Below are 13,584 nucleotides of genomic sequence, written 5' to 3'. Positions count from 1 at the left end.
GTTTTTGTGCATTGCACAAGAACTTGACGCGTGGTCAGCGTCCTTTCGGTGCGGGAATCGGGGTTTGGATAATAATGACGAAGCGGTGAGAGCCTCGCTTCGTTGAAAGTGCATGAGGATCCTGATGACCTGTACAAGCCCTGACAAATCCAGCCCTGCAAGCCTTGAGGCCGTCGCGCGAAACGGCAGCATGCTGCATCGCATTGCCGTGCGCATTCCGACTTATTTGTCGGATATTCGCGAGAACCCTGCATGGCTGCCGATGTTCGTACTCGCCCGCACCATGCCGGCGCGCAGAATGCACTGGCGTGGTGCAAAGCCTGTTCAAGAGTCACAGAAAGCCCTGGCCACGATGTTCATGGGTGTAAATCGACAGGACGTCGTCAACGCGCTGCGGTCGCAGGGGCTCTTTTCCGGGCTCGTCCTGCCGCCATTTATCCACCAGGAGATCGCCGCCTTCGCCCGGTGCACGCCTTGCTTTGGCAATTTCGATCGCCGTCTCGAATTCATGCCGATGGAGCATGCGGAAGCTGAGGCCCGGCTCGGCCGTCCGTTGCTCAGCGGCCACTATTTCGAGCGCATTCTCGGTTGTAAGGCCGCACTCGCCATACAGAGCGATCCGCTGCTCATGGATGTCGCTGCGCACTATCTCGGAGGCCAGGCGAAACTGATTACCACGCGCGTCTGGTGGAGCTTCCCCACCGAACAGGCCTCCGACGCCGACAAGAACCTCGCTTCGCTCGGCAAATACCACTTCGATGTCGATGACTGGCGGATGCTGAAGTTCTTCTTCTATCTGGTGCCAGTCGACGAAGGCACCGGCCCGCACGTCTATGTCCGCGGCAGCCATAACCGCCGGACCTTCAAGCACCAGCTGACGCTTCTCGTCGACCATCCGGCCCAAGAGGTTCTGGACGTCTACGGCCAGCAGAGCCCCATTACACTGACCGGCGAAGCCGGTCTCGGTTTCGTTGAGGATCCGTTCGGCTTCCATATGGGCACTGTGCCGGCGCGTAGGCCACGCTTGATGATGGAAGTCGGTTTCGGCGTGTCCCCGCCCTCGCGGCGACGCTTCCATGGCGAGCCGGTCATTCGCTGATTTCGAAAATTCCCGAAACAACCTTCCCAACTGAGATAAGGGCAATGGCGCCATCTCCGGATGATTGGCCCAAAGCGTTTTGTGCAGGTCGGTTTCGAGCTGTCGCCAGAGGGGCCGCCTGGCGACAGGCAAACGCCTCTCGATCGCGTGTGCGAATCGGTTGCCGTGCCGCGCTTTCGGCAACACGGCCCGATAGGCCTCCCGCAGCTGTCAGATCGACATGGCTCGAGTGCTTTACTTCGAGCGTGCGTTTGGTCAGCCTGGTCCGTTACGGAAGCAATCTTTCATCTCAGCGGAAAACTTCGCATCATAGGAATTGACAGCGGCGCAGCACGGCGCCGCGCATCCGAGGGCGCTACTGCGAGGAAATCGCGTTAGATCCTCGCTGCTCGCCTGGACGAACTCAATGGACACGGGATGAAGAGGTTTGCCGATTTGCTTGTAAAGCCGGTTAGGGGATTATGCTCCAGAACACCCTTCTCCTAGCCCTTGCTATTCATCCAGGCCGCAGCCGGGACGGATGTATCCGGCGAGATCCACAATGGCCCGCATAGAGTTCTGTTATTCGCCCCGACTGTCGATGCGTTCAAATTCCGATCTCCAACGAATTTGAAGCATCGATCGTTCCTATAGGGGCGGCCTCTTCCATGCTCTCACCACGTCCATACAAAGGGGGGTGGCGACCGATGATCTGTTGGCGTTCTATTGGGCAAACTTCGCAGCATTCCGGGTCGCTATATCGCCTATGACGGCATGAAGAAGCGTTCGAACCTCTTGTTCGGCGAGCCTGGGTGCAATTCCCGATTCTGACAGTTGAACGAGAATTGTCGTGACGGTGCTGCGCCAGAACGTATTCGCATCCTTCCCGTTTTTGGATTCCAAGACCCGGGCGATCCCTTCGACCAATTTCCGCCGACGATGCAGCGGGAACACGCTTATGTTTGAATCACACATCGATCACCTCACCCCTTCAGTTTGGCGAATAAGAATTGGCGCGTTGAAAAATTTGGTTAACAGCGCTTTCTTTTATGGGGGCCCTGCAATAAATTGACCAGGGCTTGGTTGGGTGTCCCCCCGATGGATGCGACCGCTTTCGCGAGTTCGACTTCCGTCCAGGAAGTCCATCAGTGATGATGAGCAGCAGGGAATAGGACAAGAAGCGCTATCGGCGAGCAGGCTCTTGGACTTGATCAGAACCCAAGTGAACCGCCATATTCCATCCTGGCTGCCGCGGTAAGCTGGGCCAGTCGGTGGACGAGGCCGATCCGGCCGAAATCGAGCCGTTCAATTTAATTTGTTGGGAGCGCCAGGTCGGGAGGAAATCTCCCAATTGTATCACGCGTCCCTGTTTTGTTGGAGAAGTCTATGAAGGTGCCGCTCATTGCCGAAAACGTCGACAATGAGCTGCGCGATGATCTCGAACTCACGATCAATTTCGGCGGCGGTTTGCCGACCTTCAGACTTCAATAGATGGATCTCTTGGCCGCATTGAGGGCAAATTTTCACCAATAGAGTCGATGCTCTCGAACGCAAGCTGTAGGCGCTGAAAAGTCTCAATCGCCTCCTCAGATAAGGTGGCGGCCTTTGCCCTGCCAGTAGTCGCAGAGATGGCGCGAGGTCGGCCGTTTGATCAAAAAACGATCCGCGCCTTCTTGCAGGTTCAGCTCCGCCCGATGGCGCACAGCGACACGTCGGCGCATGCAACTCGTCGCCTCATTCACAAAATGGAATCCCTGGAGTACTGGGGACCCACATAAAACTCCGGTCGCAGCCTACCCGGTCAAAACAAGGAACCCAACGATGAAGACTCTCGTCATCTGCTCCGGCGGATTGGATTCCGTTTCGCTTGCTCACAAGGTGGCAGCGGAGCACCAACTCGCCAGCCTGCTATCTTTCGATTATGGCCAACGGCACAGGAAGGAATTGGGCTTCGCCGCCCTTTGCGCGGAGCGACTAAACGTGCTGCATCGGATCATCGATATCCGCGAAATCGGCCGCGGCCTTTCCGGCTCCGCCCTGACCGATAGTGTGGACGTGCCGGACGGGCACTACGCCGAAGACAGGATGAAGGTCACGGTGGTGCCGAACCGGAACGCCATCATGTTAGCTACCGCCTTTGGATTCGCGGCCGCGCAGGGGGCCGAAGCGGTGGCGACGGCCGTGCATGGTGGGGATCATTTCATCTATCCAGATTGCCGTCCGGCCTTCATTGATGCCTTCCAGATGATGCAAGACCGCGCCCTCGACGGCTACGCGAACATTCGCCTTCATGCGCCTTACGTGAATCTCACCAAGGCGGACATCGTTGAGGATGGAGCACGATACGGCACGCAATTTGCGGAGACCTGGTCTTGCTACAAGGGCGGTGAGCGACACTGCGGGCGGTGCGGGACCTGCGTCGAGCGACGCGAAGCGTTCCATCTCGCGCAGCACCCTGACCCTACCAACTACGAGGATGCCGACTTCTGGCTCGAGGCGCTGCATAGGAGGAACGTGTAATGTTCCGCATCACCAAGGAATTCCACTTCTCAGCCTCGCATCAGCTGACCTCCTTGCCTCCCGACCACCAGTGCGCGCGCCTGCACGGACATAATTACATCGTCGAAGTAGAGCTTTCGGCGAAGGAACTGAACGAGCACGGGTTCGTACGCGACTATCACGATTTGGCACCGCTCAAACGCTATATCGACCAGAGTTTCGACCACCGACATCTCAACGATGTGCTGGGACATGAGCAAGTCACGGCGGAATACCTGGCAAGACATTTTTATGAATGGTGCAAGGCACGCCTGCCGGAAACTTCGGCCGTGCGGGTGAGCGAAACACCGAAAATATGGGCGGAATGGCGGCCATGACGCATCCCGCAATCCGCGTCAGTGAGATTTTCGGGCCGACGATCCAGGGCGAAGGCGTGCTCATCGGTTTGCCTACGGTCTTCGTCAGAACCGGCGGGTGTGACTATCGCTGTTCCTGGTGCGACAGCCTGCATGCGGTGGACAATCAATACCGCCATGAATGGGAAATGATGTCCGTTGACGCAGTCTGGCAAAGCGTGGTTGGGCTTTCCGGTGGCCGCCCGGTTATGGTGTCGCTGTCGGGCGGCAATCCGGCCATCCAGCCGCTCGGTGCGCTTATCGAACGGGGCCACCGGGAAGGATACCGTTTTGCGCTGGAAACCCAAGGTTCGGTGGTCAGGGACTGGTTTGCCGAGCTTGACGTACTGGTTCTGAGCCCAAAGCCGCCGTCAAGCGAAATGACGACCGATTGGGCCGCTATCGAGGCATGCGTCCAGGCGGCAAACGAGAAGCCGCAAGTCGTGCTCAAGCTCGTTGTGTTCGACGAAAGCGACTACGCCTACGCGAAGGACGCCGCCGCGAGATTTCCACGATTGCCGATCTATCTGCAACCCGGCAATCACACGCCGCCGCGCCCCGGAAATGCAGACTCCGCTGTCGACCTTGACGGAATAACGAAACGCATGGAGTGGCTGGTTGAAAGCGTGACCCGCGACAGGTGGTTCGAAGCCCGCGTGCTGCCGCAGTTGCACGTTATGCTCTGGGGTAACAAGAGAGGCGTCTAGCCTGCCCGCCTTTCACTGGAACTGCGCCTGCGGGTCTTAGGTTCGCGTTGGCCCACATTTGACGGTGCTGTTGTTTCGGGTATCAGCGCCAAGGGCTGACCACGCCGCAACGATGACCTTTCCTCGATTCGGACTGCTGGCGATATCGACGAGTGTCGGCCCTGCTGGTCGGCAAGCGCGCACCCGATTCCCTCCTGCCCAGCCTGGGCTGATCATGCGAAGAAGCCTCCGCTTTGGAGGGAGGTGTCTGCATGGAGACCGACGGCAAAATGGACGTCCATTTGGACCCTGTTCAGCCGCGGCCGAGCGAAGGCGTCTAGCAGTGGAAGCCCACCACAGGGGCGCTCAAGGCTTGCGGCTACGCCTCGGACGTATGGAGGCTGACGCGGCAGCGGTGCCCATTTGCGTTGAGGCTCCTTAAGGATTGCGGCTTGAGGGTTGTGTGCGTCAAGTTCTGCAAAAATGGGGCGGCCATGGCAATGTTCAACGGCACCAAACGCCACCATGCTCATGACGGCAAGCATGAACGCAGCGCCGCCGTCGAAAACATTCTGCTATCGAACCTGGAAAGACTGCATGTTGGTTGGCGCCCGATGGCGTGAGCGCCGCAATTGTCTCGCCATCCGCAATTGACAGAACTCGAGACGGCCCTGCGCCCCACCAAAAGGTTGACGCAACACAATTATTTGAACCGTGCGATTATTTGAACGCGTGCGATCTGTCGACGCCTCCTGCAGCTGGCGCGCTTCTTGCGGGCTTTCATCGCACGGCCCCAGGAAGTGCCCTGTCGACGATGCCGAGTTTGAAATTGCTCGACGAAAACCAAAGAAGGAGGTGGCATGAGACAGGTCGCGCCCGCCGGAGGAAGGACCAATTGCCGAGCTGATGATGGTCACAGGACCGTCACATCTTCTGTCTTCCAGCGGCATTATTTTGATTGGAAGAACCCAATAAGGAAAGACAAAACCCACCATGTCATTATCACCTGTCAGGGTGGGCGAGATCGCAGTGTGCCGCTGTTCGGGTGCGGCGCAACTTTTCAATGGCAAGGCGGCCAGACAGGAACACGGGCAAGACGCCAGCGACAGTCAATGAGCAATAAGGGCTTTTTATATGCAAGGTTTCGAACGCGGCTCGATTGCCGCGGGGCGGCTCATCGTGCCTATTTCCACCGTTGTCCTGCTGGCGGGATGTATCGTCGGCCCGGATTATCGGACGCCAATTTTGCCCACGCCGGCACACTGGAGCGGCCAAAACCCAACAATGACCGCCTTACCGGCTCAATTGTCGAAATGGTGGCAGCGGCTGCGCGACCCCGAGCTGAACGCGCTTGTCGAGGAAGCGGTTGCCGGCAATCTCGAGGTCGCCTCCGCCAGAGCCAAGATACGCGAGGCTCACGCGAGTTATCGCCAGAGCGCAGCGACCTTGTTCCCGTCCGCCGACGGCTCCCTATCGGCCAACCGCGGCACGACTGCCGCGATCACGTCGGGATCTGGCGGCGATTCCTCTGGCGCGTTCCGGTCCGGTTTCGACGCCACATGGGAGCTGGATCTGTTCGGCGCCAACCACCGGAGCGTCGAGGCGGCCCGCTATGGACTGGACGCCGCCGAGGAAGAACTACGCTCCAGGCTGCTGACCCTGATCGGCGATGTCGCCGCCAACTACGCTCAGGCGCGCGGCTATCAGGCGCGCATTCAACTCGCGCGCCGCTCAGTCGCCTCCCAAGAGCAGACCGTCGCCATCACCCGCACAAGGGCCAAGGCCGGCCTGGTGACAGCGGCCGACGTGGCAAAAGCCAAGGCACAGGCAAGCAGCACGGAGGCCGAGGTGCCGACGCTGGAGGCTAGCTATGCGGAGACGGTGGACCGTCTTGCCGTGGTCACCGGACGGTCGCCGGACGCGCTGAACGACAGGCTGAAGCGCGGCGCGCCCATCCCGGCACCACACCTACCGGTGCCGACCGGCATTCCCGCCGACATCCTGCTCGCCCGCCCCGACATACGCATGGCGGAGCGGCAATATGCTCAGTACACCGCCAGGATCGGCCAGGCCGAGGCAGCGCGCTATCCAAGCGTCAACCTGACTGGAAATATCGACACGTCGGCCCTCGAGCTTGGCGACCTCGGCAAGAACTCCACCATCGGCTTCTCTTTTGGGCCGAAGCTCAGCGTGCCGCTGTTCAACGCCGGAAAGCTGCAGGCCGCCGTCGACGTCGCCAAGGCCGAGCGCGACCAACATTTCATCGCCTACAAGGCATCCGTGCTGACGGCGCTCCAAGATGTGGAAAACGCCAGCGTCTCGCTGACACAGGAGCGCATCAGGAACGGAAAGCTTGCCTCGTCGGCGAAATCGGCCCGCGATGCCGCACGCCAGGTGCGGATACTCTACCAATCCGGTGCGGCGAGCCTGCTCGACGTGCTGGACGCGGAGCGCTCGCTCGATACGGCCGAGGACACTCTCCTGCAAAGTCGCGTCTCGATCGCCATCGACTACATCGCGCTCAACAAGGCGCTCGGCGGCAGCTGGGACGGGGCCATCGACAGCGCCAAGCCGGAGGGCGTCGACGCCAAAACCAGGCCACAGCCGGCGTCGAAGGCAACCCAATGACAAACGCGCAAGCCGAACTTCACATGTTCCGTTTCGCAGGGTCTCAAGGCAATGAGATCTTCCCACATCGTCGACCTTGCATCGGATTCGGTCCGGCGCTTCTACGAAAAGCGCATCGACGCGCCGGCCGTCCTGGATCCTGCGATCGACCTTCCAACGCGGTCGCAGTCACCGCCGCCCCGGCAATTATCCGCGACGACGCGGTTTCGGTGCAGCTCAGCAGGTGGCGCGCTTCCACCACATCATGCCGCAAAAGGGAACGTTTCCATGTCCGCCAGCTGCTGTTCACGTCCGGTTGTGCACTATGATGAAGACGGGATCGCAGCGGCGTTCGACCGTTACCCGGAGCAGACCGTGCCGCCGGTTGACTTGTTCGGCAAGGCGGGACGTCAACAGCTGGCCAGCCTCCGCGTCTCTGACATGGATCGCCTCAAGATCGACAGGGACTGGCGTTCATCGGCGACAGCCGCAGGTCGTAACCGCGCCAACTGTGCTCACTTCACTCCGTTCGTGACTGTGCAACGACTTAGTGCCTCGGCTTTTTCGAAATGTGCTGCCGCGGGTTGGATGAATTTCGATGTCGTGTTCGGCGGGGCCGATTAACCTGGAACAACAAGGAGACGGCTTGTCATGGAGACAGGAATACTGGACGAATACGAACTGCGGCTTAATAAATTAAGACGCTTGATCGAGAACAAGGAGCTGGATGCTGCGCTGATAACCTCTACAGACAGCATCTTTTATCTGACCGGCTTCCGCTATCAGCCATTCGAGCGCCCGTTTTTCCTCGTCGTACGCCCCGAGGGCGATCTCGTCTTTGTGACACCGCGGCTGGAGGCCGAGAACGTCGCGGCGATCCCGCTGCTGCATCGCATCTTGGAATACACCGAGTACCCGGCGCCCAAAGGCGAAACATTTCTCGACGCGCTTGCCCAGGTGATCGGGGAGCATGATGTGATCGCAGTGGAGCCGTCCATGCCTGCCGAACTCATGCGAGCACTTGAGCACTTTTTCCCGATGGTGGAGCCACTGGTGGAGCGCTTGCGACTGGTCAAGTCGCCCTACGAGATCAGTCGGATCGAACGGGCCGCGCGCTTTTGTGACCTCGGCCTGCGGATGGTGATGGATGCAGCGCGTATCGGCACCTCCATCCAAGGCGGGTATGACCGCATCCCGGAGCTTCGCAATGCCATCGTCGAGGGCGAAGGAAAATTCGACCAGCACACCAGCTCGATCTGGCTCGGTGTCTGGGCTGCACCCTTCAGCGCCCAGCCGCATCGCTTTCCCGAACCGGCGGACATATTCGGCGAAGGTCCCAATGTCGGCTTGTCGTTTCTGCGGGTGAACGGCTATTCGGCGGAGACCGAGCGCACCTTCTTCCTGCACCGCACCTCGGGCGACCAAGCCGCGGTCTTCGCGACGATGCTCGCGGCCCGCAACATCGCATATGACATGCTTCGGCCCGGTGTCAGCGGCCACGAAGTCGATCACAAGGTCAAGTCGTTCCTGCGTTCTGAAGGATTCGGCGGAAATCTGCTGCACCGGACCGGTCACGGTATCGGCATGGCCGGACACGAAGGACCGTGGCTCGCCGAGGGGAGCGACGACATCCTGCAGGAGAACATGTTGATCAGTGTCGAACCGGGCATCTACTGGCACGGCCAAGGTGGCTACCGCCATTCCGATACAGTTCTGATCACTGCGGACGGCTATCGGAAGCTGACCGATTTCCCATCTGACCTGGATTCGATGACTCTTGTTTGAGCGGACCCGTTGTCAGTCAGCCGGAGGGCGACAAACGCCCCCTGATGGGTTCGCTGCAAGCACGACACTGGGCGCAGCGTGGTTATGTTCAACTTGTCAACGGGCAAGCCGCCAACCCCATCCACGGTATTGCTGATGCTCGCCTTGCCCAAACCGTCAAGGGATTGAATGGCGGCGAGGTTTGAGACTTGCAGCCATCGGGCGATGTGTCTGAGGTCAAGGCCGCACCCGGTCGATCGCAGGATCGCCTCGCTGTTCATTCCGAAGTCCGCACCGGCACCGACTGCGCATCCGACGTAGCCGTCCGGGCGGTGTGGCCAGTGCAACGATTGCGCGCCAGGTGCGCACTTGCGCTATGTCGTAACGCGGTGGTCGACCCCGCCGCCTGCTCAGCACCCGACCATAGGGTGGCTGCAGAGACAATCGGTGCCAACCGCGGCGTTCGATATTCGATCACCCGGTATGATCAGACCGCCGGGCTACGGGCCCCGGGGCATAGCCGTACCACGATATCGACCACGCCGATCGCAGCCCTTAAGGCAAAGACGTCGCGTCGACGGCCTTCCAGCCGCTCCGCGAAGCTCAATCCCGCAGTCGGCCTTTCGGTGCTGGGCAGGCGCCAGCGGCGAGTGCACAAATGTGCCCAGGATCGCTATGAGAGATCCCGCGCGTTTCGCGCGGCCGCTAGTCGGCACGAAACTTGCAACGTCGTTGGTGCGGCGTTCGACCGGAACGCCGTGATGGGAGAAGCCCCCCAAAGGGAGGAACCCACCTCGATCCGCGCAGGGAGACAACTATCTTGAAACCGGCCAATTCGCAGCCCACGTCCCGCGCCCCGCAAGCTTTGCTACGCCCGGCTTTACGCGCAGGTGCTTGCCGCCATCGCCCATGGCATCACCCATGTTTGCTTCTATCCGCCAGGTCTGCGAGAGCATGAAGCGGCTGGACGATGCCTTCATCAAGTTCGTCAAGATGGTCATCGCGCCTGTCATCTTTCTGACAATTCGACCGGCATCGCCGCTATGAACGATCTCCAGAAGGGAACGATCTCCAGAAGGTCGGCCGGCGTGGCGAACGGCACTTGCGTCTGGCCAGCTCGCGCGAACGCTTCCCAGATATTGGGGTCGGCTCGTTGGCACGAAGCCGTCATGGACGCACCGCCAGATGGCACCGGCTCGATGGCTACGGGTTCCAGTAGCTCCCCGTGCTGCGCGACCCCCTCGGCCGCCGATCCAAAGCGATGACCGCTTTGCGCCAAAAGGCCAGCCGTTGCTGCCCGACCGTTCACCGCTGATTGGAGCCCGCCTCATGTTTAAGCAAAGTACCACCCTCGTCGCCGCGATCGCTATTCTGGTCGCGCTGCTTCTTTCGGCGCTGGCGGCGCTAAAGCAATATCCAGATGACCTGAGCCTGCTGGGAGACCATCGCCAGCTCGCAGCGGAGCTGCGCATCCTCATTCTCAAGCGGCGCGACGCACTCCTCAACGACCTCGCTTCGCCAATCGCCGGCAATCCCGAAGCCGATGTCGCTCTGGTCTCTTTCTTCGACTACAACTGTCTGCCTTGCCGGGCGGCAGGCCTCAATATCCAGCAAGCCATCAGGGACGATGCCAATGTGAAGCTTGTGTTCAAGGAGTTCCCGGTCCTGGGATCGAATTCCGAATTCGCCGCGGGGGCGGCGCTCGCCTCCCGCCAACAGCGAAAGTATGAGGCGTTCCACCTCGCCCTTATGAATTTTCCCGGCGTGGTCAACAAAAGAACCACCTTGACCATCGCAGGCCGTGTGGGCCTAGACGTTGAGCAGCTCAAGCGGGACATGGAGGATCCGGCGATCGCAGACGCCATCGCGCGCAATCGCGCGCTCGCCAGCGGTCTGCATATCACCGGCACGCCGGCGTTGGTGGTCGGCGACGAAGTGATCCCCGGGGTGGTCGACCTTGTCAGACTGCAACGCGCCATTGCAGATACGCGCGCGACGGCCAAGGCTCAGCCTACCACATCCGCAGACTTGGCATTTTGACCAAATGGCTGGGGCGGGCATTGGAAAAGCAGCTCAATCGAGCCGCGCTTGCGGCTCTCCCCAGGCAGCATCTCGCCGGGACGGCCGACGCGATGGCGGCATGCTGATGGCTGGCTCCCACGAGACATTTGACATCGTTGTCATCGGAGCCGGGCCGGTCGGACTTTCCTTCGCCGCATCGCTTGCCCGGAGCCAACTCAAGGTGGCCGTCGTCGAACAGCAGCCCCTGGAAAGGCTGGCCAATCCGGCTTTCGACGGTCGCGAGATCGCGCTGACCAACGCTTCGATTGCAATCCTTCGCGAGCTCGGCGCCTGGGATGCCATCCCCGCTTCGGACAAATCACCCCTTCAAGGCGCGCGCGTGCTCAATGGTTCGAGCCCCTTCACGCTGCGCTTCGATTCGCCCATCCGATCTCGCGAGCCGCTCGGGATTCTGGTGCCAAATTGTCGGATCCGCGACGCCCTGTTCAAGATCATTCGCTTGCAGGATCATGCCCAGCTGCTGTGCGGCCACGCGGTCGTCCATGCAACAAACAGCCACGAAGGTGCGGTCATAACGCTCTCTGACGGCAGGCAATTGGCCGCTCGGCTTCTCGTTGCCGCGGATTCGCGTTTGTCCGCCACGCGCGACCTGCTCGGCATCGGCGCCGATATCAACCAGCTCGGCAAATCGATGCTGATTTGCCGGGTGAGGCACGAGCGCCTCCATCACCAGATCGCAGTCGAATGGTTCGATCACCATCAGACGATAGCGATGTTGCCGCTCACCCAAGGCGTGTCGTCGCTGCTTCTCACCTTGCCCTCAAACCAGGCCGACAAACTGATTGCTTTCGACGACGATTTGTTCCTGAAGGAATTGACGGACCGGTGTCGAGGGCGCCTCGGAAAAATGAGCCTGGCAAGCACCCGCCACAGCTATGCGCTGGTCACGACGTGGGCGCACAAGTTCTGCGCTCCAAGCGCCGCACTTGTTGGCGATGCCGCAATCGGCATGCACCCGGTGACCGCGCATGGCTTCAACATCGGCATCAGCGGGCAGAAGCAACTCTCAAATGGAATCCTGACGGCATGTCGCGACCGTCGCGACATTGGTGATCCCGATTTGCTTCACAAATACGAAAGCTGCCTGCGCCTATCGGCGGCACCGCTCTATCATGCCACGAATATCCTTATCGGACTATACTCAGGCGAGCACCCAGCGGCACGGGTTGCAAGACATGTCGGGCTTCGCTTTGCCCAATATCTCCCCTTCGTCCGCCATGGCATTTCCGCCATGCTCACGCGGTAAGATCACACCGAAATTCGTAAAGCGTTCGCAACTGCCGGTGATGGCTGCCAGTGAGCGCTCATTTTCGAGCAGACCCTTGGTACCCCGGTTCGCGGTTACGAGGGTCGTTTCGCTGGCCAAACCACGACCAAGAAAGGATGAAGGCTCGACAGTCCCGTTCTGCCGGATAAACGGCGGAAATCTCTGAGTGTCTGAATCGGAATGACCGCCGTGTTTTCAGGCCCTTGCGAGCCGTCGGGTAAGCATGCGGATGTTTGCGATGAGGACCCAGGCCTGTGCGGATTCGATGGATCGCTCGAAGTCCTTGGCCAGCCTACGGCACCTACCCAGCCATGCGAAGGTCCGCTCAACGACCCATCGGCGTGGCAGAATCTCGAAGCCTTTGGCGCTGTCCGATCGCTTGATGATCTCCATCGTGAACTTGCCGATCTTTTGCAGGACACCCCGCAGTTTCGGCCCTGCATAGCCGCCGTCGGCGAAGACATGGCGCAGCCACGGCCAGCGCTTGAGTATGGATTTCAGGACGGCCGGCGCGCCGTCGCGGTCTTGAATGTCGGCGGCGTGAACGACGACGCCGACCAGCAGGCCCAGCGTGTCGACGACGATGTGCCGCTTGCGGCCCATGATCTTCTTGCCGGCGTCGAAGCCTCGTATTCCGCCGCTTTCGGTGGTCTTGACCGACTGACTGTCGATGACGCCGGCGGACGGGCTCGCTTCCCGGCCTTCCCGTTCGCGCGCCGCCATGACGAGTTCATTGTTGATGGCGCGCAGCAATCCTTCGTCCCGCCAGCGCCAGAAGTATTTCTGCACCGTCGAGAACGGTGGGAAGTCCTTCGGCAGAAGCCGCCATGCTCCGCCCGACGACGCCATGTAAAGCAGCGCGTTCACAACCTCGCGCAGGTCCGTCTTGCGGGGCCGGCCGATCCGGTTCGGCGCCGGCATCAGCGGCTCGATCAGCGCCCACTCCGCGTCCGTCAGGTCGCTTGCGTAGCGCGGGCAGCGCCGTTCATAGTGAGGGCGAGTGGTTTCGGTCCAGGGCATCATGATCTCCGTCGAATCTCAGCAATCCGACAGAGTAACCGGGGCAGATTTCCGGGCGATCAGGCTGGAGCGGCTTGGCTGGCGAGATCGGGAAGCGGCAGAACGGCGGTTTGTGTGGGGATACCAAGGCGGTCGCCGAGGTAGGCGAAGAAGGAGACGCCGAGCTTGGTGCAGGTCTTCATCAGG

Annotated in this window: 12 protein-coding genes and 1 pseudogene; 10 read left to right on the top strand and 3 right to left on the bottom strand. The window is 60.5% G+C overall.

Annotated features, from left to right (window positions below; all coding sequences use genetic code 11):
• Positions 1–124 precede the first annotated feature (124 nt).
• Positions 125–1,099, top strand: coding sequence for a hypothetical protein (locus ACFFNA_RS33260; RefSeq protein ID WP_378924054.1), 975 nt, complete (start codon positions 125–127; stop codon positions 1,097–1,099).
• Between the two features lie 702 nt (positions 1,100–1,801).
• Here ACFFNA_RS33260 and ACFFNA_RS33255 read toward each other — a convergent pair.
• On the bottom strand, positions 1,802–2,053 hold the full coding sequence (locus tag ACFFNA_RS33255; protein ID WP_378924052.1) for a DUF6074 family protein: 252 nt from the start codon (positions 2,051–2,053) through the stop codon (positions 1,802–1,804).
• Positions 2,054–2,899: 846 nt separating this feature from the next.
• Here ACFFNA_RS33255 and queC point away from each other — a divergent pair.
• The 3 genes from queC to queE are packed head-to-tail and all read left to right on the top strand — an operon-like array spanning position 2,900 to position 4,679.
• Positions 2,900–3,598 (top strand): 7-cyano-7-deazaguanine synthase QueC, encoded by a 699-nt coding sequence (queC, locus tag ACFFNA_RS33250; RefSeq protein ID WP_095090499.1) that lies wholly within the window; start codon positions 2,900–2,902, stop codon positions 3,596–3,598.
• Positions 3,598–3,954, top strand: a complete 357-nt coding sequence (gene queD, locus ACFFNA_RS33245; protein ID WP_378924049.1) for a 6-carboxytetrahydropterin synthase QueD — start codon at positions 3,598–3,600, stop codon at positions 3,952–3,954. The genes queC and queD overlap by 1 nt, the downstream gene beginning before the upstream one ends.
• The gene (gene queE / locus ACFFNA_RS33240; RefSeq protein ID WP_378924048.1) at positions 3,942–4,679 is read left to right on the top strand and encodes a 7-carboxy-7-deazaguanine synthase QueE; all 738 of its coding nucleotides are present in this window, start codon (positions 3,942–3,944) and stop codon (positions 4,677–4,679) included. The genes queD and queE overlap by 13 nt, the downstream gene beginning before the upstream one ends.
• A gap of 554 nt (positions 4,680–5,233) precedes the next feature.
• On the opposite strand, the gene ACFFNA_RS33235 is transcribed toward queE, so the two are convergent.
• Positions 5,234–5,653 carry a hypothetical protein gene (locus tag ACFFNA_RS33235; RefSeq protein WP_378924047.1) on the bottom strand — a complete coding sequence of 140 codons (420 nt, stop codon included), beginning with the start codon at positions 5,651–5,653 and terminating at the stop codon, positions 5,234–5,236.
• Positions 5,654–5,792: 139 nt separating this feature from the next.
• On the opposite strand from ACFFNA_RS33235, the gene ACFFNA_RS33230 reads away from it, so the two are divergent.
• The 6 genes and pseudogenes from ACFFNA_RS33230 to ubiM all read left to right on the top strand — a co-directional run bounded on the left by ACFFNA_RS33230 (position 5,793) and on the right by ubiM (position 12,357).
• The gene (locus tag ACFFNA_RS33230) at positions 5,793–7,286 is read left to right on the top strand and encodes an efflux transporter outer membrane subunit (protein ID WP_378924045.1); all 1,494 of its coding nucleotides are present in this window, start codon (positions 5,793–5,795) and stop codon (positions 7,284–7,286) included.
• 267 nt (positions 7,287–7,553) lie between these two features.
• Positions 7,554–7,889, top strand: a complete 336-nt coding sequence (locus ACFFNA_RS33225; RefSeq protein WP_378924043.1) for a hypothetical protein — start codon at positions 7,554–7,556, stop codon at positions 7,887–7,889.
• A 27-nt stretch (positions 7,890–7,916) separates the two neighbouring features.
• Positions 7,917–9,050, top strand: coding sequence for a M24 family metallopeptidase (locus tag ACFFNA_RS33220; protein WP_378924041.1), 1,134 nt, complete (start codon positions 7,917–7,919; stop codon positions 9,048–9,050).
• A gap of 812 nt (positions 9,051–9,862) precedes the next feature.
• Positions 9,863–10,090 (top strand): annotated as a pseudogene (locus ACFFNA_RS33215) (cation:dicarboxylate symporter family transporter); the annotation flags it as partial.
• 229 nt (positions 10,091–10,319) lie between these two features.
• On the top strand, positions 10,320–11,069 hold the full coding sequence (locus ACFFNA_RS33210; RefSeq protein ID WP_378924039.1) for a DsbA family protein: 750 nt from the start codon (positions 10,320–10,322) through the stop codon (positions 11,067–11,069).
• Positions 11,070–11,175: 106 nt separating this feature from the next.
• Positions 11,176–12,357, top strand: a complete 1,182-nt coding sequence (gene ubiM / locus ACFFNA_RS33205; RefSeq protein WP_378924037.1) for a 5-demethoxyubiquinol-8 5-hydroxylase UbiM — start codon at positions 11,176–11,178, stop codon at positions 12,355–12,357.
• A 216-nt stretch (positions 12,358–12,573) separates the two neighbouring features.
• On the opposite strand, the gene ACFFNA_RS33200 is transcribed toward ubiM, so the two are convergent.
• Positions 12,574–13,398: an IS5 family transposase gene (locus ACFFNA_RS33200; RefSeq protein WP_378924035.1), complete on the bottom strand. Its 825-nt coding sequence runs from the start codon at positions 13,396–13,398 to the stop codon at positions 12,574–12,576.
• Positions 13,399–13,584: the final 186 nt, after the last annotated feature.

The organism is Mesorhizobium kowhaii, from assembly GCF_042431665.1.
Lineage (GTDB): Bacteria > Pseudomonadota > Alphaproteobacteria > Rhizobiales > Rhizobiaceae > Mesorhizobium > Mesorhizobium kowhaii.
This window is presented reverse-complemented; position numbering and strand designations above follow the sequence as displayed.

Coding starts and splice junctions, on each gene's coding strand:
- ACFFNA_RS33220 (WP_378924041.1), top strand. CDS start 7,917: ATGGAGACAGGAATACTGGACGAATACGAACTGCGGCTTAATAAATTA.
- queD (WP_378924049.1), top strand. CDS start 3,598: ATGTTCCGCATCACCAAGGAATTCCACTTCTCAGCCTCGCATCAGCTG.
- ACFFNA_RS33255 (WP_378924052.1), bottom strand. CDS start 2,053: ATGTGTGATTCAAACATAAGCGTGTTCCCGCTGCATCGTCGGCGGAAA.
- ACFFNA_RS33260 (WP_378924054.1), top strand. CDS start 125: ATGACCTGTACAAGCCCTGACAAATCCAGCCCTGCAAGCCTTGAGGCC.
- ACFFNA_RS33200 (WP_378924035.1), bottom strand. CDS start 13,398: ATGCCCTGGACCGAAACCACTCGCCCTCACTATGAACGGCGCTGCCCG.
- queC (WP_095090499.1), top strand. CDS start 2,900: ATGAAGACTCTCGTCATCTGCTCCGGCGGATTGGATTCCGTTTCGCTT.
- ubiM (WP_378924037.1), top strand. CDS start 11,176: ATGGCTGGCTCCCACGAGACATTTGACATCGTTGTCATCGGAGCCGGG.
- ACFFNA_RS33225 (WP_378924043.1), top strand. CDS start 7,554: ATGTCCGCCAGCTGCTGTTCACGTCCGGTTGTGCACTATGATGAAGAC.
- ACFFNA_RS33230 (WP_378924045.1), top strand. CDS start 5,793: ATGCAAGGTTTCGAACGCGGCTCGATTGCCGCGGGGCGGCTCATCGTG.
- queE (WP_378924048.1), top strand. CDS start 3,942: ATGGCGGCCATGACGCATCCCGCAATCCGCGTCAGTGAGATTTTCGGG.
- ACFFNA_RS33235 (WP_378924047.1), bottom strand. CDS start 5,653: ATGGTGGGTTTTGTCTTTCCTTATTGGGTTCTTCCAATCAAAATAATG.